Source organism: Streptomyces exfoliatus, assembly GCF_000725545.1.
GTDB lineage: Bacteria > Actinomycetota > Actinomycetes > Streptomycetales > Streptomycetaceae > Streptomyces > Streptomyces exfoliatus.
In genome coordinates this window covers 244499-265638 of record NZ_JNZP01000010.1, presented here as the reverse complement: position 1 = coordinate 265638, position 21140 = coordinate 244499, and the positions used below count along the sequence as shown (strand labels likewise).

At 72.9% G+C, this 21140-nt stretch carries 22 protein-coding genes; 18 read left to right on the top strand and 4 right to left on the bottom strand.

Annotation, left to right across the window (positions count from 1 at the left end):
• The first annotated feature begins 281 nt into the window (after positions 1 to 281).
• The 5 genes from IO20_RS0113320 to IO20_RS0113300 all read left to right on the top strand — a co-directional run bounded on the left by IO20_RS0113320 (position 282) and on the right by IO20_RS0113300 (position 4290).
• On the top strand, positions 282 to 1103 hold the full coding sequence (locus tag IO20_RS0113320) for a L,D-transpeptidase family protein (RefSeq protein ID WP_397786846.1): 822 nt from the start codon (positions 282 to 284) through the stop codon (positions 1101 to 1103).
• 20 nt (positions 1104 to 1123) lie between these two features.
• Entirely contained in the window at positions 1124 to 2272 is a 1149-nt protein-coding gene (gene alr, locus IO20_RS0113315) for an alanine racemase (RefSeq protein ID WP_030549230.1), read from the top strand.
• Between the two features lie 12 nt (positions 2273 to 2284).
• Positions 2285 to 3469: an alpha/beta fold hydrolase gene (locus IO20_RS0113310; protein WP_030549228.1), complete on the top strand. Its 1185-nt coding sequence runs from the start codon at positions 2285 to 2287 to the stop codon at positions 3467 to 3469.
• A gap of 10 nt (positions 3470 to 3479) precedes the next feature.
• On the top strand, positions 3480 to 3980 hold the full coding sequence (gene tsaE / locus IO20_RS0113305) for a tRNA (adenosine(37)-N6)-threonylcarbamoyltransferase complex ATPase subunit type 1 TsaE (RefSeq protein ID WP_030549226.1): 501 nt from the start codon (positions 3480 to 3482) through the stop codon (positions 3978 to 3980).
• A 124-nt stretch (positions 3981 to 4104) separates the two neighbouring features.
• A complete protein-coding gene (locus IO20_RS0113300) occupies positions 4105 to 4290 on the top strand; it encodes a hypothetical protein (RefSeq protein WP_030549225.1) in 186 nt (61 codons plus the stop codon).
• 83 nt (positions 4291 to 4373) lie between these two features.
• On the opposite strand, the gene IO20_RS0113295 is transcribed toward IO20_RS0113300, so the two are convergent.
• Positions 4374 to 4940 carry a hypothetical protein gene (locus IO20_RS0113295; RefSeq protein WP_397786850.1) on the bottom strand — a complete coding sequence of 189 codons (567 nt, stop codon included), beginning with the start codon at positions 4938 to 4940 and terminating at the stop codon, positions 4374 to 4376.
• Between the two features lie 96 nt (positions 4941 to 5036).
• On the opposite strand from IO20_RS0113295, the gene tsaB reads away from it, so the two are divergent.
• The 8 genes from tsaB (at position 5037) to IO20_RS0113255 (ending at position 11011) form a co-directional block, all read left to right on the top strand.
• Positions 5037 to 5693, top strand: a complete 657-nt coding sequence (gene tsaB / locus IO20_RS0113290; protein WP_030549221.1) for a tRNA (adenosine(37)-N6)-threonylcarbamoyltransferase complex dimerization subunit type 1 TsaB — start codon at positions 5037 to 5039, stop codon at positions 5691 to 5693.
• Between the two features lie 23 nt (positions 5694 to 5716).
• On the top strand, positions 5717 to 6178 hold the full coding sequence (gene rimI / locus IO20_RS0113285; protein WP_030549220.1) for a ribosomal protein S18-alanine N-acetyltransferase: 462 nt from the start codon (positions 5717 to 5719) through the stop codon (positions 6176 to 6178).
• Positions 6179 to 6209: 31 nt separating this feature from the next.
• Positions 6210 to 7310: a tRNA (adenosine(37)-N6)-threonylcarbamoyltransferase complex transferase subunit TsaD gene (gene tsaD, locus IO20_RS0113280; protein WP_030549218.1), complete on the top strand. Its 1101-nt coding sequence runs from the start codon at positions 6210 to 6212 to the stop codon at positions 7308 to 7310.
• Between the two features lie 11 nt (positions 7311 to 7321).
• Positions 7322 to 7561: a hypothetical protein gene (locus tag IO20_RS0113275; RefSeq protein ID WP_030549215.1), complete on the top strand. Its 240-nt coding sequence runs from the start codon at positions 7322 to 7324 to the stop codon at positions 7559 to 7561.
• Between the two features lie 46 nt (positions 7562 to 7607).
• Entirely contained in the window at positions 7608 to 8507 is a 900-nt protein-coding gene (locus IO20_RS0113270; protein WP_030549213.1) for a polysaccharide deacetylase family protein, read from the top strand.
• A 99-nt stretch (positions 8508 to 8606) separates the two neighbouring features.
• The gene (locus IO20_RS0113265) at positions 8607 to 8972 is read left to right on the top strand and encodes a YciI family protein (RefSeq protein ID WP_030211465.1); all 366 of its coding nucleotides are present in this window, start codon (positions 8607 to 8609) and stop codon (positions 8970 to 8972) included.
• 76 nt (positions 8973 to 9048) lie between these two features.
• Positions 9049 to 10254 (top strand): RNA polymerase sigma factor, encoded by a 1206-nt coding sequence (locus IO20_RS0113260; protein WP_397787726.1) that lies wholly within the window; start codon positions 9049 to 9051, stop codon positions 10252 to 10254.
• 133 nt (positions 10255 to 10387) lie between these two features.
• A complete protein-coding gene (locus tag IO20_RS0113255; RefSeq protein WP_030549202.1) occupies positions 10388 to 11011 on the top strand; it encodes a hypothetical protein in 624 nt (207 codons plus the stop codon).
• Between the two features lie 13 nt (positions 11012 to 11024).
• On the opposite strand, the gene IO20_RS0113250 is transcribed toward IO20_RS0113255, so the two are convergent.
• Complete coding sequence (locus IO20_RS0113250) at positions 11025 to 12227, bottom strand: THUMP-like domain-containing protein (protein WP_106978557.1); 1203 nt, start codon at positions 12225 to 12227, stop codon at positions 11025 to 11027.
• A gap of 129 nt (positions 12228 to 12356) precedes the next feature.
• Here IO20_RS0113250 and IO20_RS0113245 point away from each other — a divergent pair, with 129 nt between their 5' ends.
• The 4 genes from IO20_RS0113245 (at position 12357) to groL (ending at position 15783) form a co-directional block, all read left to right on the top strand.
• Entirely contained in the window at positions 12357 to 13277 is a 921-nt protein-coding gene (locus tag IO20_RS0113245) for a polysaccharide deacetylase family protein (RefSeq protein ID WP_030549199.1), read from the top strand.
• Entirely contained in the window at positions 13274 to 13573 is a 300-nt protein-coding gene (locus IO20_RS0113240; protein WP_030549197.1) for a hypothetical protein, read from the top strand. Before IO20_RS0113245 ends, IO20_RS0113240 begins: the two co-directional genes overlap by 4 nt.
• Positions 13574 to 13717: 144 nt before the next feature.
• Positions 13718 to 14026: a co-chaperone GroES gene (gene groES / locus IO20_RS0113235; protein ID WP_015035628.1), complete on the top strand. Its 309-nt coding sequence runs from the start codon at positions 13718 to 13720 to the stop codon at positions 14024 to 14026.
• A 131-nt stretch (positions 14027 to 14157) separates the two neighbouring features.
• The gene (groL, locus tag IO20_RS0113230) at positions 14158 to 15783 is read left to right on the top strand and encodes a chaperonin GroEL (RefSeq protein ID WP_030549194.1); all 1626 of its coding nucleotides are present in this window, start codon (positions 14158 to 14160) and stop codon (positions 15781 to 15783) included.
• A gap of 117 nt (positions 15784 to 15900) precedes the next feature.
• Here groL and IO20_RS0113225 read toward each other — a convergent pair whose 3' ends face one another.
• The gene (locus tag IO20_RS0113225) at positions 15901 to 16599 is read right to left on the bottom strand and encodes an ester cyclase (RefSeq protein WP_030549192.1); all 699 of its coding nucleotides are present in this window, start codon (positions 16597 to 16599) and stop codon (positions 15901 to 15903) included.
• 46 nt (positions 16600 to 16645) lie between these two features.
• On the opposite strand from IO20_RS0113225, the gene IO20_RS37585 reads away from it, so the two are divergent.
• Positions 16646 to 20128, top strand: coding sequence for a hypothetical protein (locus tag IO20_RS37585; protein ID WP_051874390.1), 3483 nt, complete (start codon positions 16646 to 16648; stop codon positions 20126 to 20128).
• Here the strand turns inward: IO20_RS37585 and IO20_RS0113215 are convergent.
• The gene (locus IO20_RS0113215) at positions 20105 to 21127 is read right to left on the bottom strand and encodes a hydroxyacid dehydrogenase (RefSeq protein WP_030549189.1); all 1023 of its coding nucleotides are present in this window, start codon (positions 21125 to 21127) and stop codon (positions 20105 to 20107) included. The genes IO20_RS37585 and IO20_RS0113215 overlap by 24 nt on opposite strands.
• Between the last annotated feature and the right edge of the window lie 13 nt (positions 21128 to 21140).

The window sequence follows — 21140 nt, the reverse complement described above, 5'->3', positions numbered from 1 at the left end:
GGGTTGGGGGCGGCGTGGCGGGACGTGTGCGGCGGGTCGTAGCCGCGGGCGTCGAGCCCCCCCACCCCACCCCACCTCTTCCCGAAACCCTGCCGGGGGCTGGTGGGGTGGGGTGGGGGCTGTGCCCTGGGGGGCTTCGCCCCCGGACCCCCTGGAGGGCTTCGCCCCCGGACCTCCACTTGGGCGAACGCGTTGCCCCGCCCGCGTCTCTCGGTGTGCTGGGTGGCGGGGGTGGGGTTTGGGTGGGTGGGGTGATCAGTTCGAGAAGTCGTGTCGCTCCGTTGCTGTTCGTTCTTGCCGCCGTGCTCGCCGTCGGGCCCGTCGCCGTCGCCGATGAGCCACCGCCCGCCGAGGCGCTCGTGCCCGGGGTGGTCGGGGGTGGGCGGGCCGAGTATCCGATGGATACGCCCGATCAGGTGTTGCCGCCCCTGCGCGCGGAGGGGGGTGTGCCCGTGCCCGAGCCGGAGCGGGAGGTCGACGAGTCCGTCGAGTTCATGCCGCGCAGTGCCGTCGGCGCCGCCTGTACCGCCTCCACCGGCACCCACCAGCGGCAGGTCGAGCGGCTGCTGAGACTGCGCGTCGACGGGAAGCAGTCCGCCGCCGACTGCCGGGCCATCCAGGCCTTCCAGGTCAGGGAGAAGATCAAGCCCGCCAACGGGTACGCGGGGCCCGTCACCTGGGCCCGGGCCGAGCTGCTCGCCGCCCGGAAGAACCTCGACCCCGGACGGCGCTGCCCCGTCAAGAAGTACGCCGTCGCCTGCGTCGATCTCGACCGGCAGCTCATGTGGGTGCGGAAGGACAAGAAGGTCACCTTCGCCGTCGTCAACATCCGCAGCGGGCGGCCCGGGTACGCCACCCGTACCGGCTGGCACTCCGTCTACTGGCGCCACAAGGACCACTGGTCGTCCATCTACGACACCCCCATGCCGTTCTCCCAGTTCTTCAGCGGCGGCCAGGCCTTCCACGCCGTCTACGGGCAGCTCGCCACGCCCACCGGCAGCCGGGGCTGCGTCAATCTGAGCTACCGCGACGCCGAGAAACTCTGGGACGTGCTGCGCAAGGGTGACCGGGTCTACATCTGGGGAAAGCGGCCCGGCAGCTGACACCTGAGAGACTGGGCGCGATGACTGAGACACCGCCGCCCCGCAGAGCCCGCGCCGAGATCGACCTCCGCGCGCTGCGTGCGAACGTCCGCACGCTGCGCGCCCGCGTCGCCCCCCACGTCCGCGTCATGGCCGTGGTCAAGGCCGACGCGTACGGACACGGCGCCGTCCGCTGTGCCCGCGCCGCCCTGGAGGCGGGGGCCGACTGGCTGGGGACGGCCACACCGCACGAGGCGCTCGCGCTGCGGGCCGCCGGGATCACCGACGTGCCGGTCATGTGCTGGCTCTGGACGCCCGGGGACCCGTGGGACCAGGGCATCGAGGCCGGTCTCGACATGTCCGTGAGCGGGATGTGGGCCCTGGAGGAGGTCGTCGAGGCGGCCGGCAGGACCGGGCGGACCGCTCGTATCCAGCTCAAGGCCGACACCGGGCTCGGGCGCAACGGCTGCCAGCCCGCCGACTGGCCCCGGCTCGTCGGCGAGGCACTCACGGCCGAGAAGAACGGCCTCGTCAAGGTCACCGGCCTCTGGTCGCACTTCGCCTGCGCCGACGAGCCCCACCACCCCTCCATCGCCGCCCAGCTCGACGTCTTCCGCTCGATGCTCGACCACGCCGAGAAGGCCGGCGTCGAGCCCGAGGTCCGGCACATCGCCAACTCGCCCGCCACCCTCACCCTTCCCGAGGCCCACTTCGACCTGGTCCGGCCCGGCATCGCGATGTACGGCGTCTCGCCGAGCCCCGAGCTCGGCACCTCCGCCGAGCTCGGACTGAAGCCGGTCATGTCGCTGAAGGGCAGCGTCGCGCTCGTCAAGCAGGTGCCGGCCGGCCACGGGGTGAGTTACGGGCACCACTACGTCACCGAGGGCGAGACCACCCTCGGGCTCGTCCCGCTGGGGTACGCCGACGGCGTCCCCCGGCACGCCTCCGGCCGCGGGCCCGTCCTCGTCGACGGCAAGGTCCGCACGGTCGCGGGGCGGGTCGCCATGGACCAGTTCGTGGTCGACCTCGGCGGCGACACGCCCGAGCCCGGCACCGAGGCCGTGCTCTTCGGCTCGGGGGAGCGGGGCGAGCCGACCGCCGAGGACTGGGCGGTGGCCGCCGACACCATCGCGTACGAGATCGTCACCCGGATCGGCGCGCGCGTCCCGCGCGTGTACCTGGGCGAGTAGGGGGGCCACGGCGTGGGCGAGGCAGGCGGCACCGGTACCACCAGCTGGCGGCGCGCCGGGTTCGCCGGCGCCGCGATAGGCGTCCTCGCCGCGGGCGCCGCGGTCGGGGTCGCCGCCGAGCGGCTGACCGTCGGCCGTTCCGTACGGCAGAAGGCGCGGCTCGCGCTCGACGCCACCGGCCCGTACGGCGGGCTGCGCGGGACGTCCGGCCGGGCCCTCGCCGACGACTCGACCGTCCTGTACTACGAGGTGGACGAGGTCGAGGAAGAAGCTCCGCCCGCCCGCAGGCGGCGGCTCTTCGGGCGCAAGGAGCCGGCCCCCGTCACCGTCGTCTTCAGCCACGGCTACTGCCTCAACCAGGACTCCTGGCACTTCCAGCGGGCGGCGCTGCGCGGTCTCGTCAGGACCGTTTACTGGGATCAGCGCAGTCACGGCCGTTCGGGCGCCGGTTTCTCGCAGGCCGGTCCCGACGGTGTGCCCGTCACCATCGACCAGCTCGGCCGCGACCTCAAGGCGGTCCTCGACGTCGCCGCGCCCGAGGGCCCGCTCGTCCTCGTCGGGCACTCGATGGGCGGCATGACGATCATGGCGCTCGCCGAGCGGTACCCGGAGTTCGTCCGGGACCGGGTCGTCGGCGTCGCCTTCGTCGGTACCTCGGCCGGAAAGCTCGCGGAGGTCTCGTACGGGCTCCCCATCGCCGGCGTCAACGCCGTCCGCCGGGTCCTGCCGGGGGTGCTGCGGGCGCTCGGCTCCCAGGCGGAGCTGGTCGAGCGGGGCCGCAGGGCGACCGCGGACCTGTTCGCCGGGCTGATCAAGAAGTACTCGTTCGCGTCGAGGGACGTCGACCCGGCGGTGGCCCGCTTCGCGGAGCGGATGATCGAGTCGACCCCGATCGACGTGGTCGCCGCCTTCTACCCGGCCTTCGCCGAGCACGACAAGGCCGCCGCCCTGCCCGTCCTCGCCGGTCTTCCGGTGCTCGCGCTCGCCGGGGACCACGACCTGGTGACCCCCAGCTCCCACACCGAGGCCATCGCCGATCTGCTCCCGGACGCGGAGCTGGTCATCGTCCCGGACGGCGGCCATCTGGTGATGCTGGAACACCCGGAGGCGGTCACCGACCGCCTTGCCGACCTGCTCGTACGGGCGGGGGCGGTGCCGGCGCCGGTCGCGGCCGATCCGGACAGCCGCAACGGATAAATTGGCGGGCATGGAAGCAGCGCACCCGCCCCTCTCCGGCGCCACCCTCTCCGTCGACTCCCCCGAGCGGATGCAGGAACTCGGCCGCCGCCTCGCGAAGATCCTCCGCCCCGGCGACCTCGTCATGCTCACCGGCGAACTCGGCGCGGGGAAGACCACCCTGACCCGGGGCCTCGGTGAAGGGCTCGGGGTGCGCGGTGCCGTCACCTCCCCGACCTTCGTCATCGCCCGCGTCCACCCGTCGCTGGTCGGCGGCCCGGCCCTGGTGCACGTGGACGCGTACCGCCTGGGCGGCGGTCTGGACGAGATGGAGGACCTCGACCTGGACGTCTCGCTGCCCGAGTCGGTCGTCGTCGTCGAGTGGGGCGACGGCAAGGTCGAGGAGCTGACCGACGACCGGCTGCACGTCCTGATCCACCGCGTGACCGGCGACACCGACGACGACCGGCGGACGGTCGTGCTGCGCGGGATCGGCCGTCGCTGGGCCGGCGAGGACCTGGAAGTGCTCTGAGCGCCCGTGCGGGCGGAGACGTAGATTCCGACAACGTGTCGGGAAGGTGTTGCGTCGTTCGTACGTGGCGTGGTGACATGGATGCACGAGCTGGTTAGGTGTACCTAACCTACGGGAGGCATGCATGGCGACGCAGGAGCGTGCGGGACACGGCCGGGACCCCGTCCCGATGAGTGAGCTGCTGGCGTCCTGCGTGGCCGCCCGCACCCTTTCGACCCCACCGTCGCTCCACTCCGAGCGGGCGGAGCGGGCGGAGCGGGCGGAGCGGGACGAGATCCTGCACGTGCCGGTGCGGGACGAGGCGGCGTAGCACCGCATCCCGGGCCGGGGCCTGTCAAGCGACGACGATCGGGCGACGAGGACTCGGGCGACGGCGACTCGGGCGACGGCGACTCAGGCGACGACGACGACCTTCGCGCCGATCACCGCGAACATCCACAGCGCGTCCCCGTCGGCCCGCTTCATGCGGATCCCGCCCGTCTTCCTCGACGGGTCCGGGCTCGGCGTCGAGCCGTCGACCGCCGCGCTGAAGCCGATCGACACGTCCTCGGCCGTCGCGAACCGCACCACGTGCTCGATCTGCACGCCGTCCGAACCGCGGACCGACCCCGAGCGGGAGGTCACGCTGTACGACCCGGGCGCCGGGTCCACCGTGCTCGGCATCACCGTGAACGTACGCGTGGCCGTGCCCTTCTCGTCGACCAGCCACACCCGGCGGTCGCCGAGCGCGTACACGACCCGCTCACCGGTGCCCGAGTTCGCCGGGACGGCGAGGGGGTTCCTGGGAGGCTGCGTCGGGCCGCCGCTCGGCGAGATCGACGGGGCGGCGGTGCTCGTCACCCGCGGCTTCTCCGTCAGGTTCGCCGGCACGTTCGCGGAGGCCTGGTAGGCGAGGAAGCCGACCGCCGCGACGGCCGCCGCCGTGAGCCCGGCCACGAATCCCGAGCTGCTCCGTGCCACCGTGCCCACCTCTCGTACGAACGTATCGAAGGGTGACGGTAGCAGCAGGGGGAGCGAGGGGCGGGGCACCGTGCCCGGGAGCCGTAGGCTGTTCGCGTGCTGTTGCTCGCCATGGATACCGCCACCCCCGCCGTCACCGTCGCCCTGCACGACGGCGAGGCCGTCGTCGCCTCGTCGAGCCAGGTCGACGCCCGCCGTCACGGGGAGCTGCTGCTGCCCGCCGTCGACCGGGTCCTCAAGGAGGCCGGGCTGAAGCTCGACGCGGTCACCGGCGTCGTCGTCGGTGTCGGCCCCGGCCCCTACACGGGCCTGCGCGTCGGCCTCGTCACGGCCGCCGCCTTCTCCTCCGCCCTCGGGGTGCCGGTCCACGGACTCTGCACCCTTGACGGCCTCGCGTACGCCTCCGGGATCGACGAGCCCTTCGCCGTCGCCACGGACGCGCGCCGCAAGGAGGTCTACTGGGCGCGGTACGACGACTCCCGCACGCGCGCGGGCGACGCGGCCGTCGACCGGCCCGCCGACATCGCCGAGCGGCTCGCCGGCCTCCCGGTCGTCGGCGCGGGCGCCCGCCTCTACCCGGAGGCCTTCCCCGACGCCCGCGACCCCGAGCACCAGTCGGCGGCGGCGCTCGCCGCGCTCGCCGCGGAGAGGCTGGCGGCCGGCGGGGAGGGGTTCCTCGACCCGCTGCCGATGTACCTGCGCCGCCCCGACGCGCAGGTGCCGAAGAACTACAAGGTGGTCACTCCCAAGTGACCGGCCCCGTGGAGCTGCGCGAGATGCGCTGGTGGGACATCACCCCGGTGCTGGCCCTCGAGGACGAGCTGTTCCCCGAGGACGCCTGGTCGGCGGGGATGTTCTGGTCGGAGCTGGCGCACGCGCGCGGCCCCGGGGCCACGCGCCACTACATCGTCGCCGAGGACGGCGCCGGGCGGATCGTCGGATACGCCGGGCTCGCCGCCGCCGGCGGACTCGGCGACGTGCAGACGATCGCCGTCGCCCGCGACCAGTGGGGCACCGGCCTCGGCGCCCGGCTCCTCACCGACCTGCTGAAGGAAGCCACCGCCTTCGAGTGCGACGAGGTCCTCCTCGAAGTGCGCGTGGACAACACCAGGGCCCAGAAGCTCTACGAGCGCTTCGGCTTCGAGCCCATCGGTTTCCGGCGCGGCTACTACCAGCCCGGAAACGTGGACGCGCTCGTGATGCGACTGACCGTCCAAGGAACTGAGACCGAGATCTGATGTCCGTACCGACCCATGGCTGGAATGACTGATGGCTGCTGACGAACCCCTCGTACTCGGCATCGAGACCTCCTGCGACGAGACCGGCGTCGGCATCGTCCACGGCACCACCCTCCTCGCCGACGCCGTCGCGTCCAGCGTCGACACCCACGCCCGCTTCGGCGGCGTCGTGCCCGAGATCGCCTCCCGCGCCCACCTGGAGGCGATGGTCCCGACGATCGAGCGCGCCCTGAAGACGGCCGGCGTGTCCCCGAAGGACCTCGACGGCATCGCCGTCACCGCGGGGCCCGGTCTCGCGGGCGCGCTGCTCGTCGGCGTATCGGCCGCCAAGGCGTACGCGTACGCCCTCGGCAAGCCGCTCTACGGCGTCAACCACCTCGCCTCGCACATCTGCGTCGACCAGCTGGAGCACGGCAAGCTGCCCGAGCCGACGATGGCCCTGCTCGTCTCCGGCGGCCACTCCTCGCTGCTGCTCTCCGCCGACATCACCTCCGACGTGCGGCCCCTCGGCGCCACCATCGACGACGCGGCGGGCGAGGCCTTCGACAAGATCGCCCGCGTCCTCGACCTCGGCTTCCCCGGCGGACCGGTCATCGACCGGCTCGCCAGGGAGGGCGACCCGGCCGCCATCGCGTTCCCGCGCGGCCTGAGCGGCTCCCGGGACCCCGCGTACGACTTCTCCTTCTCCGGCCTCAAGACGGCCGTGGCCCGCTGGATCGAGGCCAAGCGGGCGGCCGGCGAGGACGTGCCGGTACGGGACGTGGCCGCGTCCTTCCAGGAAGCGGTCGTCGACGTGCTCACCCGCAAGGCCGTCCGGGCCTGCAAGGACGAGGGCGTCGACCACCTGATGATCGGCGGCGGCGTCGCCGCCAACTCGCGCCTGCGGGCCCTCGCGGAGGAGCGCTGCGAGCGGGCCGGCATCCGGCTGCGGGTGCCGCGCCCCGGCCTGTGCACCGACAACGGCGCGATGGTCGCGGCCCTCGGCTCGGAGATGGTCGCCCGCAACCGGCCGGCGTCCGACCTGGAGCTGTCGGCGGACTCGTCGCTTCCGGTGACGGACCCGCACGTGCCCGGCCGCACCCACGACCACGATCACGTGCACGAGGTCAGCAAGGAGAACCTGTACTCGTGAGGCTCACCCTCATGTGGGAGGCGCGGGCCGCCCAGGGCCGGGGCGCCGAGCTCCTGGAGTGGGCGCGCGCCCAGGTGCCGGCCCGCGAGCCGGTCCGCCGGGAACTCCTCCGCGCACCCCAGGACCGCGTCCTCGTCCTCACCTGGTGGGAGGCGGAGTCCTTCGACGCCGAGCTGCCCGAGCTGCCGGAGCCGGACGCGGAGCTGATCACCCGTCCGGTCCACCGCTGGCGCTTCGAATCGGTGGAATGAGCGAGGATCGGGCAACCTTTCGGTTCGGACGGGCATCCCACAACGCGTGAAGAAGAAGATCGCGCTGTGGGCGGCCCTCACCGCCGTCGCCCTGCTCGTGACCGGCTGCGCGTCGGAGGACCCCGCCGCCGCTCCGGCCCCGAGGACCCCGGCCGCGGGCGAGGCGACGTCCTCGGCGGGCGATCCGGCGGGCGACTCGGCCGGGGATTCCGCTGGGGATCCCGCCGGGGATTCCGTGGGGGACAAGGCTCCCGGGGCCGCCGCCCCCGCCGCGTACCGCAAGTGGGGGCTCAAGCCCTTCGCGCCCCCGCCGGCCCCGCCCGCGACCAAGCCGGTCGTCCGGCGGCCCGGCGGACCCGTCCCCGTCATCAGCGACATCCCCACCACCGAGAAGATCGTCTTCATCACGATCGACGACGGTGCGGAGAAGGACCCCGAGTTCGTGACGATGATGAAGGACCTCAAGGTCCCCGTCACGATGTTCCTCACCGACGCGGCCATCCGCGCCGACTACGCGTACTTCGCCCCGCTCGTCGCCCAGGGCCACGGGCTCGCCAACCACACCCTCACCCACCCCAACCTGCGCACCCTCTCCCGCGAGGCCCAGCGCCGCGAGATCTGCGGCCAGCAGACGAAGCTGACACAGCGGTACGGCACGGCCCCGCGGCTCTTCCGCCCGCCCTACGGCAACTGGAACGAGGACACCCGCGCGGCGGCGGGCACGTGCGGCGTCGACGCGATCGTGCTGTGGCGCGAGTCCATGCAGATCAAGAACATGCAGTACCAGCGCGGCGACCGGAAGCTGCGCCCCGGCGACATCATCCTCGCCCACTTCCGCGGCCCCTCCGAGCTCAAGGGCCGGACGATGACCGAGATGACCGCCACGATGCTGCGCCGCATCCAGGAGCAGGGATTCACCGTGGCCCGCCTGGAGGACTACGTCTGAGAAATTCTCCGGGCGTGGTGTCGATGCGGGCCCGGCCCGTTCGACGTATGTGTGGAAGGCGGGGAACGGCCCCGCCACCCGCACCACCGAGGAGTCGTCATGCCCCGCTTCCTGTCCCTCGTCCGCATCGAGGAGAACACCATCGACATGGAGAGCGCCGACCCCGGCTTCGAGGAGCGGATGGGCGCGCTCTTCGAGGAGATCAACAAGGCCGGCGCCATGGTCGACACGGCCGGGCTCAGGCCGACCGCCGAGGCCACCCGGATCACCTGGTCGGACGGGAAGCTGTCGTACACCGACGGCCCGTTCACCGAGACCAAGGAGGTCGTCGGCGGCTACGCCATGCTCCAGTGCAAGGACATGGCCGAGGCCGTCGAGTGGGGGAAGCGCTTCCTGGCCGTCCACCCGCCGCAGTGGAAGGTCGGCCTGGAGGTCCGTGAGGTCGAGGAGATGCCGGAGGGCTGATCCGGCGGTTTTGTCGGTCCCGTGTGCTGTCATGTGAACCGTGACGGTGGAGAGCACGCTGGAGACGGTCTTCCGGATGGAGTCGGCGCGGATCGTCGCCACCGCGGCGCGGATCGTCCGGGACGTCGGCATCGCCGAGGAGATCGCCCAGGACGCGCTCCTCTCCGCCCTTGAGCAGTGGCCGCGGTCAGGGGTCCCGGAGCGGCCGGGAGCCTGGCTGACGGCCACCGCCAAGCACCGCGCCGTCGACCTGGTGCGGCGGCGCGAGACGTACGCGCGGAAGCTCGCCGAGGTGGGCAGGACGCTCACGGAGGAGTCGTACGACCCCGAGCCGGCGGGCCCCGGCGACATCGACGACGACGTGCTGCGGCTGATCTTCACCGCCTGCCACCCGGTGCTCTCCGCCGAGGCGCGGGCCGCCCTCACCCTGCGGCTCGTCGGCGGGCTCCGCACGGACGAGATCGCCCGCGCCTTCCTCGTACCGGAGGCGACCGTCGCGGCCCGGATCACCCGCGCCAAGCGGACGCTCGCGAAGGCGGGCGTCGACTTCGAGGTGCCGTACGGGGAGGAGCGGGCGGCCCGGCTCGGCTCCGTCCTGGAGGTCGTCTACCTGATCTTCAACGAGGGGTACGCGGCCACCGCGGGCGACGACCTGCTGCGGCCCGGCCTGTGCGAGGACGCGCTGCGCCTCGCCCGGGTCCTCGCCGCCCTCGTACCGGAGGAGGGCGAGGCGCACGGCCTGGCCGCCCTCCTGGAGCTGCAGGCCTCCCGGGCGGCGGCGAGGACCGGGCCCGACGGGCGGCCGGTGCTGCTCGCCGCGCAGGACCGGCGGCGCTGGAACCGGCTGATGGTCCGGCGCGGGTTCGCCGCCCTGGAGCGGGCCGGAGACGGGCGTTCGTACGGGCCGTACGCCCTCCAGGCCGCCATCGCCGCGTGCCACGCGCGGGCCGCCTCGTACGAGGAGACCGACTGGGCGACCATCGCCGCGCTGTACCGGCAGTTGGGGACGCTGGCCCCCTCGCCGGTGGTCGAGCTGAACCGCGCGGTCGCCGTGTCGATGGCCGAGGGCCCGGCGGCGGCCCTCCCGATCGTCGACGCCCTCGCCGCCGAACCGGCCCTGACGCGCTATCACCTGCTGCCGAGCGTGCGGGGCGACCTGCTGGCCCGGCTCGGGCGGGTGGCGGAGGCCCGTGCGGAGTTCGAGCGGGCCGCCGAGCTGACCCGTAACGAGAGCGAGCGGGCGCTGCTGCGGGAGAAGGCGCGGGAGTCGGGCGGCGGGTGACGGTGTCCGGTGGCGGGCCCGCGGTCTCCGGGCTGTCGCGCCGGGCCTGCCGTCTCCGGCCGTCCTGTCGGGCCCGCCCGTCTCCGGGGGGTGTCCAACAGGGCTGGTCCGGCGCCCCTTTAGGGTGCTCGGCATGTCCCCGCGTACGCTGCTGCCCCCGCCGCCCCCGCCCGCCGAGCTCCAGACCTGGCCCGACCGGGACGCGCGGATCGCCGACCGGGCGCTGGCCCTCGACGAGCTCGGTAGGCGGCTGCTCGGCGGCGGGCGGCTCGTGGTGTTCCTGCTCGGGTTCCTCATGCTCCAGTTGGGGTGGGGGCTGACCAGCGTCCTGCTCATCTCGCTCGGCAGCCCGGTCCGCGACCCGATCATGATGCTGACGGGCCTCGTCGCGGCGGTGCCGGGCATCGGCGTCCTCGGCACGGCGGTGTGGCTGACGGTCCGCGCCCTGCGACGCGACCGGGTCGTGCGTGAACGCCTCGTCCTCTGGGCGGCCCTGGACCGGCACGGCCCGACGGACGCCCGCCTGCGCGCCCCCGTCCTCAGCGTCTGCTGGTTGCTGCTGTCCGCCGCGATGTGCGGGTTGGGGCTGTGGATGGGCTTCGCGGTCCCGATGGGCGCCGGCCGGAACGACGGCTACGGCCTGGTCGCCTACGGCATGGGGATCGCGCTGATCCTCTGGGTCACGGGTCTGACGGGCCTGGTGAAGGCGGTCGGCCACTACCGCCTCGCGCTCCGCCTGACGCGCGGGGGCCACTGAGAGGCTCTGGGACTCAGCGGCTGCCGTCGCCGTCGGGGCGGGCCGGCCGGCCGATCAGCATCGTCGGGGCCCCCGCCACGCGCGTGAGCAGGACCGTCGCGGCGTTCGGGCCCTTCGGCTTCACCCTGCGGCGGATCTCCTCCGGCTCCACCGCCGAGCCGCGCTTCTTCACCGTCAGGGTGCCGACCTCGCGTTCCCGCAGCAGGGCCTTCAGCTTCTTCAGGTTGAAGGGGAGTTCGTCGGTGATCTCGTAGGCGGAGGCGTACGGGGTGGCGACGAGCGCGTCCGCCGTGACGTAGGCGATCGTCTCGTCGATCAGTCCGCCGCCCAGGTCCTCCGCGACCTCGGCGACGAGGTGCGCGCGGATGACAGCGCCGTCCGGCTCGTAGAGGTAGCGGCCGACCGGGCGCACCGCCGGGTCGGGCAGGCCGCGGCCGGTGAGCCCCGCGCCCGAGGGCAGCAGGGTGGCCCGGCGGGCGCCCGGTTCCGTACCGAACCAGAGGACGGCCTCCTTGACGTCGCCGCCGTCCGAGATCCACTCGGCCTCGGCCTCGGCGGGCACCGCCTCGTGCGGGATGCCCGGGGCCACCTTCAGGGCCGCGTGCGGGGCCTTGCGGGCCGCCTCGACCGCCCAGGAGAGCGGCGGGGAGTACGCCTCCGGGTCGAAGATCCTGCCCCGGCCGCCGCGCCGCGCCGGGTCGACGAAGACCGCGTCGTAGGGGGCGGTGTCGATGTCGGTGACGTCCGCGCACCGCACCTCGATCAGCTGGGAGAGGCCGAGCGCCTCGGCGTTGGCGCGGGCCACCTCCGCGGTCAGCGGGTCGCGGTCGACGGCCAGGACGGAGATCCCGGCGCGGGCGAGGGCGATCGCGTCGCCGCCGATCCCTGAGCAGAGGTCCGCCACGCTGCGCACCCCGAGCGCCTTCAGGCGGGCCGCCCGGTAGGTGCCGACCGAGGCGCGGGTCGACTGCTCGACGCCGTTCGGGGTGAAGTACATCCGGTACGCGTCCTCGGCGCCGAACTTCGGCACCGCCCGCTGCCGCAGCCGCGCCTGCCCGACGGCCGCCGTGACCAGCTCGGCGGAGTGGTCGCGGCGGAGCCGGGAGACGACCGCGAGCTCCTGGGCGGGGTCGTGGTCGCGCAGGGCGGCGAGGAGGGTCTGCCCCTCGGGGCCGAGCAGGGAGGCGAAGGAGGCGAGGTCGGTCACCCGTCCCATTGTGGGCCCTGTGATGCTGTGGGCCGGCCGGGGGACGTGCGGGCGGTACGGCGGTGTCGTGCCCCGGGAGGTGGGCGGGCGCTGACAGGATGCGGCGCCATGCGACTCGTACGACAAAAGGAACAAATGATGGCAAAAGGTGCGCATCGTTCGTCTCGTGCGCTCGGGGCGGCGCTGGTCGTCGCCGCCCTCGCCTCCGCCGCCACGGCCTGCTCCGGCGGCACCGAGCCGGACGCCCGCGCGCCCGCCCCCGCCGCCGGCCAGCAGCCCCCGGCGCAGGCCGCGTCGGGTGCGCTCGACGCGTACGTCGAGAAGATCCGCGCGCAGCGTGCCGCCCGTGTGCTCGCCGCGAAGAAGTGGGGCCTCGCCCGGCCCCCGCTCGACGCGCCGGCCCCGCCGGCCGTGAAGCCGAAGATCACCACCCGCAAGGGCTTCGAGACCGACGGCGAAGGGCTGCCGCCCGTCTTCACCACCGTGCCGACCAAGCAGAAGGTCGTCTTCCTGACGATCGACGACGGCGCCGAGAAGGACCCCGCGCTGCTGCGGATGATGACGGACCTGAAGATCCCGTACAGCGCCTTCCTCAGCGACTACGTCGTCAAGGACGACTACGGCTACTTCGCCCGGATGCAGAAGTCGCAGGAGGGTGGGGTCTCCCTGCACAACCACACCCTCAACCACCGCTACCTGCCCGGACTGTCGTACCGGCAGCAGAAGCGCGAGATCTGCGGCATGCAGGACGTCATCGAGAAGCGGTACGGCAAGCGGCCGCCGCTCTTCCGCCCGCCGTACGGCAACTACAACGAGGACACCCTGCGCGCCGCCAAGAGCTGCGGAGTGAAGGCGGTTCCGCTGTGGGCCTCCGAGGCCTTCCCCGACCGCATGGAGTGGCGCGAGTGGGACCGGGACCTGCACCCCGGCGACATCGTGCTCACCCACTTCCGGGGCAAGGGCGACTGGAAGGGGTCCATGCCCGACATGATCCGCCGGGTGATGAACGTGATCACGGCCAAGGGGTACGCGGTCGCGAAGCTCGAGGACTACGTGTGAGGACGCTCCGCGTACGCCGCGGGCGCTGGGCCGCGGTCCTCGCCGTGACCGGCACGCTGCTCGCCCTCCCGGCCTGCGCCTCCTCGGTCGATCCGATCGAACGGCTCGGCCGGAAGGCGGCGGAACGGGTGAACCCCCGCCCCACGCCTGCGAAGGACGCGGTGGGCGCAGTGGACGCCGTGGGCGCGAAAGGCGCGGCGGGCACGGTGGGCGCGAAGGGCTGCGAGGGGGCGGGAAAGGGTCGCCCGGTCACGCCACGGAGCGATGAATTGGCACTCCGCTTGACCGAGTGCTAATCGCGGTCATAGTCTCGGCTCTGGCACTCCCCACCGGAGAGTGCCAACACAGCGACAGGCAGGTCCGGCACCCGCGACGACGGATCCACCTGGTCGCCACCTCAGACAGTTAACCCCGTAATCTCCGAAGGGGGAGGTCGGATCGTGACGACCACCAGCTCCAAGGTTGCCATCAAGCCGCTCGAGGACCGCATTGTGGTCCAGCCGCTCGACGCCGAGCAGACCACCGCCTCTGGCCTGGTCATCCCGGACACCGCCAAGGAGAAGCCCCAGGAGGGCGTCGTCCTGGCCGTTGGCCCGGGTCGCTTCGAGAACGGCGAGCGTCTGCCGCTCGACGTCAAGACCGGCGATGTCGTGCTGTACAGCAAGTACGGCGGCACCGAGGTGAAGTACAACGGCGAGGAGTACCTCGTCCTCTCGGCTCGCGACGTGCTCGCGATCGTCGAGAAGTAATTCACCGAAGTACTGAAGTACCGAAGTACCGAGCACTGAAGCAGATGCTCAGAGCTGCGCCCCGAGGCCCCTTCCAGGCGCCCCGGGGCGCGGTTCGTTCCACCCTATTCCGAGAGGGCTGAACCGCTCCCATGGCGAAGATCCTGAAGTTCGACGAAGACGCCCGTCGCGCCCTTGAGCGCGGCGTCAACAAGCTTGCCGACACGGTGAAGGTGACGATCGGCCCCAAGGGCCGCAACGTCGTCATCGACAAGAAGTTCGGCGCCCCCACCATCACCAACGACGGTGTCACGATCGCCCGCGAGGTCGAGCTCGAGGACCCGTACGAGAACCTCGGCGCCCAGCTGGTGAAGGAGGTGGCGACCAAGACCAACGACATCGCGGGTGACGGCACCACCACCGCCACCGTGCTCGCCCAGGCCCTGGTCCGCGAGGGTCTGCGCAACGTCGCCGCCGGTGCCTCCCCGGCCGCCCTGAAGAAGGGCATCGACGCCGCCGTCAAGGCCGTCTCCGAGGAGCTCCTCGCCACCGCGCGCCCGATCGAGGACAAGTCCGACATCGCCGCCGTCGCCGCGCTCTCCGCGCAGGACCAGCAGGTCGGCGAGCTCATCGCCGAGGCGATGGACAAGGTCGGCAAGGACGGTGTCATCACCGTCGAGGAGTCCAACACCTTCGGCCTGGAGCTCGACTTCACCGAGGGCATGGCCTTCGACAAGGGCTACCTGTCCCCGTACATGGTGACCGACCAGGAGCGTATGGAGGCCGTCCTCGACGACCCGTACATCCTGATCAACCAGGGCAAGATCTCCTCCATCCAGGACCTGCTGCCCATCCTGGAGAAGGTCATCCAGGCCGGCGCCAGCAAGCCGCTCCTGATCATCGCCGAGGACGTCGAGGGCGAAGCCCTGTCGACCCTGGTCGTGAACAAGATCCGCGGCACCTTCAACGCCGTGGCCGTCAAGGCCCCCGGCTTCGGCGACCGCCGCAAGGCGATGCTCGGCGACATGGCCACCCTCACCGGTGCCACCGTCATCGCCGAGGAGGTCGGCCTCAAGCTCGACCAGGCCGGCCTGGACGTGCTCGGCACCGCCCGCCGCGTGACCATCGCCAAGGACGCCACCACCATCGTCGACGGTGGCGGCAACGCCGAGGACATCGCCGGCCGCGTCAACCAGATCAAGGCCGAGATCGAGTCCACGGACTCCGACTGGGACCGCGAGAAGCTCCAGGAGCGCCTCGCGAAGCTGGCCGGCGGCGTGTGCGTGATCAAGGTCGGCGCCGCCACCGAGGTGGAGCTGAAGGAGAAGAAGCACCGTCTGGAGGACGCCATCTCCGCGACCCGCGCCGCGGTCGAGGAGGGCATCGTCTCCGGTGGTGGCTCCGCTCTGGTCCACGCCGTCAAGGTCCTCGAGGGCAACCTCGACAAGACCGGCGACGAGGCCACGGGTGTCGCGGTCGTCCGCCGCGCCGCCGTCGAGCCGCTGCGCTGGATCGCCGAGAACGCCGGCCTCGAGGGCTACGTCATCACCTCGAAGGTCGCGGAGCTCGACAAGGGCCAGGGCTTCAACGCCGCCACCGGCGAGTACGGCGACCTGGTCAAGGCCGGCGTCATCGACCCGGTGAAGGTGACGCGCTCCGCCCTGGAGAACGCCGCCTCGATCGCCTCCCTCCTCCTCACCACCGAGACCCTCGTGGTGGAGAAGAAGGAAGAGGAGCCGGCGGACCACGGCCACGGCGGCCACGGCCACTCCCACTGACGCCAGTCGTCACCGATCACCGGGGCCTGATGCCCCGCTGATCACCGAGGCCCGGTGCCCCCGTCGCGGGGGCACCGGGCCTCGCGCTCTGCCCGCTTTGCCACGCCTGCACGCGGTCTACGCCTCCACGGCCCCGAGCTGCCCCATGAGACCGAGCAGGTCGTACTGCCACCACCCCTCCACGATCTTCCCGTCGTCCCGGAAGCGGTGGATCACCGTCCCCGTCATGGTCACCTCCATGCCGGTGGGCTGGAGCCCCATGAAGTCGCCGTTGTGGGATCCGTTGAAGGTCCAGCGGGTGCAGACCCGGTCGCCCTCGGCGATCTGGTCGTCGACGGTGAAGGTGAAGTCGAAGCCGCCCCGCCACATCCGGACCTCGCGGCGGACGGCGTCCATGCCGATGACGTCCTGCTCGTTGGTCGGGTCGTGGTCGTGGTAGCCCTCGGCCAGCACCTCGTCGAGCAGCGCGAGCTCCGGCTCGCCGACGAACATCTCCAGGAGCCGCCGGGCGTTGCTCTTGTACAGCGCCTCGTCGCGCACCACGTCCAGGTCGGTGAAGGTCGGCATCTCGTCACAGAGCGCGACCATCTCCCGGAAGATGCGGTCGGTCTCGGGGAGCTGCGAGTTCCGCATCGCCACGTCGTACGAGGGGAACTCGACGATCTCCACGACGTGGGAGGCGTCCGACCGGTCCTTGCCTACGATGCTGTGGGTTGCGGTCCGCTTGCCCTTGGTCTGCTCGACCCACTGATCCATGAGGCGGTTCAGGTCGTCGACCCGACTGGTCTTGCAGTCGATGATTTGTACGAAGCTCATGGCGCCTCCCGACCCAGGTAGGACCCTTCCAGTCTAGGTTGGGCGGATGGAGTGGGCAGGGGGAGAGCGGTCGGTCACGGTCGCGGACACAGCGGGCAACGTCGTGATCGGCGACAACAACCGGATCGGCGTACCGGAACCGGCGGCGGTCCGCTCCGGATACCACGCGCAGGTCCATCGGATCCGCCCCGACGAACTCGTCGGCCGCGAGCGCGAGTTGGCGGAACTCGCCGCCTTCTGTCTCGCTGACTCCGGCCCCTCGTACATCTGGTGGCGTGCCGAGGCGTGGGCCGGCAAGACGGCCCTGCTGTCCTGGTTCGCCCTCAACCCGCCACCGGGGGTGCGGATCGTCCCCTTCTTCGTCACGGCCCGGCTCGGCGCCCAGAACGACGTCGTCGCGTACGTGGACGTCGTTCTGGAACAGCTCGCGGAGCTGGCGGGCGAGGGCCTGCCCGTGCTCCTCACGGCGGCGACCCGCGAGGCCCACCTGCTGCGTCTGTACGCCTCCGCCGCCGAGGCCTGCGCGGCGCGCGGCGAGCGCCTCGTCCTCCTGATCGACGGTCTCGACGAGGACCGGGGCGTGACGACGGGCCCGGACGCCCACTCGATCGCGTCCCTCCTCCCGTACGACCTGCCCGTCATCGTCTCCGGGCGCCTGAACCCGCCGCTCCCGGTCGACGTCCCGGAGGACCACCCGCTACGGGACCCGGCGGCCGTACGGATCCTGTCCCCGTCGCCGAGGGCCCGCGTGATCAGGGCGGAGGCGGAACGCGAGCTGAAGCGACTCCTGGAGGCGGAGGGCCTCCCGTACGACCTTCTTGCGCTCCTCACGGCGGCTGGTGGCGGTCTGACGGCCGACGACCTGGCCGAGCTGACCGGAGCCGTCCCCTACCGGGTGAGGGACCTGCTCCGTACGGGCCCGGGGCGGACGTTCGCGGCACGGGGCGAGGCGTACCTGCTCGCGCACGAGGAACTGGCGGCCGGCGCACGGGAGATGCTGGGCGAGCGGGAGCTGACCCGGTGCCGCGAGGTGCTGCACGGCTGGGCCGGGACCTGGCGGGACCGGGGCTGGCCGGCCACCACCCCCGCGTACCTCCTGCACGGCTACTTCCCGGTGCTCCGGGCGGCCGGCGACCTGGACCGGATGCTCGCCTGCGCCCTCGACGAGGCCCGGCACGATCGGTTGCTCGAGGAGACGGGCGGGGTCGGAGGGCCGTTGGGCGAGGTCCGCGCGGCGGGGGAGGCCGTCCTTGAACGCGGGGACGGGGCCGGGCTCGTGGCGACGATGCTGCGGCTCGGATTCCGGCGGGCGGAACTGATCCGCCGGGGCGGCCGGGCGCCGGTCGGCCTCGCGGCGGCCTGGGCAGCCGCGGGGCAGGTGGACCGGGCGCTCGCGATCGTGCGCGGCGAGGACCGGCTGACCACCGTGGAGGGCTTGTGCGCGGTGGCCGGGAGGCTCCTCGCCGTCGGTGAACGAAGCCAGGCGGGGAAACTGATCGCGGAGGCCGAAGAGCTCGTCCTGACCGACGGGGACCCGCTCGAGCACGGCCCCATGAGCGAGGCTCTCGTGCCCGTGCTCTTCGCGGCGGGCGCTCTGTCCCGGGCGGAGCGGATCGTCCACTCCGTCGACGACTCGCGGTTCCGGCACGGACCCCTGCTGGCCCTCGTCGACGCGCTCTGCGCGGCCGGGCACCACGAGCGGGCCCTCGCTCTCGCACACGCCGAGGAGGTGGAAGGGCTCCGGGTGCGGGTGGTGGACCGGGTGATCAGGGCGCTGCTCCTGACCGGCCGGGCGGACGAGGCCGAGCGGATGGTCCGGGACGCTGCCGAGAAGGGCGCGGGGCTGGGTCTCGCCTATTTCCTCGACGCCTCTCGTGCCCTGCGGGAGGCCGGGCACGAGGAGCGGGGGGCCGGGCTTCGGGCCGACGCGCTGCGGGCGTTCGATGCCCGGCGCTGGGGCGCGGGTTTTTCCGAGACCGTACGGGCGCTGGCAGCGCTGGGCGAGTTCGATCGGCTCGACCGGTGGGCCTCCTGGTTGTTCGGGAGGCCGGCCGACGCGGCGTGGGGGTTCGAGCTGGCCAGTGCCGGTGTGGGGGACCGGGCGCGGAGCGCTGCCGAGGCCTCGCCGGACGAGCGTGATTCCATCCTGCGCACGCTCGCCGACGCACAGCTGGCGGCGGGGCTCCTGGACGAGGCGGAGCAGGCGCTGGACGCGCTCAGCCGCCCCTACTCGGTCGACCTGTGCCGGAGGCTCGTGAGCGCCCGCGTCCGCGTCGGGCACCTCGACCGGGCCGGGAAGCTCCTTTCCCGCCTGGAGGGGGTGCAGCGGGACAAGGTGATCGGGGAGTACGCGAGGGCCCTGTGCGGTGCCGGCCTGCGGGCGGAGGCGATGACCCTGGTGACCGGCGGCCGGACGGGTGCCCTGGCGGGGATCGGCGTGGCGGACGCCCTGCTCGACGCCGGTGACCGGCCGGCCGCGGTCGCCCTGCTCACCTCGATCGAACCGGCCCTGCGCGCCCCCGGGCCCCGGACCGTGATCGGTACCGTCCTCTCGGTGGCGAAGGACCTGACCGCGGTGGACGGCTGGGGGGAGCCGGTGCGACGCCTCCTGGCGGAGGTGGAGCGCCACCCCGCCGCGGCCCATGGCCTGTTCCCGGTGCTCGCCCTGGTGGCGAGCGGGCAGGTGGACCGCGCGGAGGAGCTGGCCCGGGGCCGTGAGGAATGGGAACGCGACCGGTGGCTGAGAGTGGTGCTCGACGCCCGGCTCGCCCGGCGCGAACACGCGGCCGTGGCACGGATGGCCGAGCGGGACAGGAGCAGGGGCGGCACGTTCTTCGACCAGGCCGTGCGCGGTCTCGTGAGGGCCGGAGCGTGGGAGTACGTCGAGCCTCTCGTACGGGCCCGGCCTCGCTTCGAGGTGGGGCGACTGTACGCCGCCATGGCGGCGGGCCTGGCCAGGGACGGCCGGACGGACGAGGCGGGACGGTGGCTGGCCGACGCGCAGGAGTACCGGCGGCAGGGCTTCGGCCTGGAGGTCGTGCCGGACCTCGTGCGCGCGCTCCTCGCCCTCGACCGGCGCGAGGAGGCCGTGCAGCTCGTGGCGCGGGTGCGGACGGAGGGGAGTGCTCTGTACCGGACGACCCAGGCGTCCCATGTCAGCCACGCGCTCGTGCTGCTCGGCGACCATGACGAGGCGACCGAGTACGCCCGGGGGCTGCCGGGGAGCACACCGGCCGACCTGCTCCCCGTCGCCCGGCACTTCGTGGAGGCGGCGGAGTTCGAGCGGGCGGCCTCGGTCCTCGCGGGACTGCACGCGCTGGGTCTCCGGTGCGCCGACGGCTACGCCGGCCTGGCCCTCGCCCACCCGGACCCGGCCACGGCCCGGGAGTTCGTCGCGCTCGCGCTGCACCTCGGGCCCTGGGACCAGGTCCTGCCCGCCGTCCTGCGGAGTGATCCCGGCACCGTCCCCCTCGTCCTCGCCGAGGCCGAGCGCCTGTGCCTGGGGCTACGCCGAGCGTTGGAGGTCTGACGCCCTGACCTCCTCCGCGAACGGCTCACCGCGCGCGTACCGCGCGATCTCCTCGAGCGCCTGGTCCGCCATCCGGTGCAGTTCGTTGCCCAGGGAGCCGGCCACGTGCGGGGTGAGCAGGACGTTCGGGAGGGTGTAGAGGGGGGAGTCGGGGGGCGGCAGGTCCGGGTCCGTGACGTCCAGGGTGGCGTGGAGGCGGCCGGCGAGGAGGTGGGGGAGCAGGGCCTCCTCGTCGATCAGGGAGCCTCGGGCGGTGTTGATCAGGGTCGCGCCGTCCGGCATCGCGGCGAGCTGGGCCGCGCCGATCATGCGGTACGTGGACGGGAGTTGCGGCGCGTGGACCGAGACGACCGTGCTGCGGGCGCACAGTTCGTCGAGGTCGGTCACCAGTTCCACGCCGGGGGGCGGGACGTCGACGTACGGGTCGTACAGGAGGATGTCGAGGTCGAAGGGGCGCAGGAGGTCGATGACCCGGCGGCCGATGCGGGAGGCGCCGACGATGCCGACGGTGCGGCGGTAGTTGCCCCACGTCGTGGACTCGGTGAGCCAGGCGTGGCCGGTGCGGAGTTCGGCGTAGCGCTGGGCCGAGCCGAGGACCCGCTTCCCGGCGAAGAGGATCGCGGCGAGCGTGTACTCGGCGACGGGCAGCGCGTTGGCGGCGGCGGCCGAGGTGACGCGGAGGCCGCGTTCCCAGCAGGCGTCGGTGATGTGGTGCTTGACGGAGCCGGCGGCGTGGACGACGGCCCGCAGGCGCGGCGCGCGGTCGAGGACCTCGGTGGTGAGGGGGGTCGCTCCCCAGCAGGTGAGGAGGACCTCGGCCTCGGCGAGGGCCGCCGCGACGCGCGCGTCGGGGGCGGTCAGGTCGTGTGCCACCAGGTGCGGGTCGGTTTCCGCGAGCCGGGTGAGGCGGGTGCGGTGGGTGTCGGTGAGGAGGCGTTCGGGGACGCCCCTGCCCATCGCGAGGAGGAGGGACGGGCGGTTGTCAGTGGTCGGGTGCATCGTTGTACCTGAG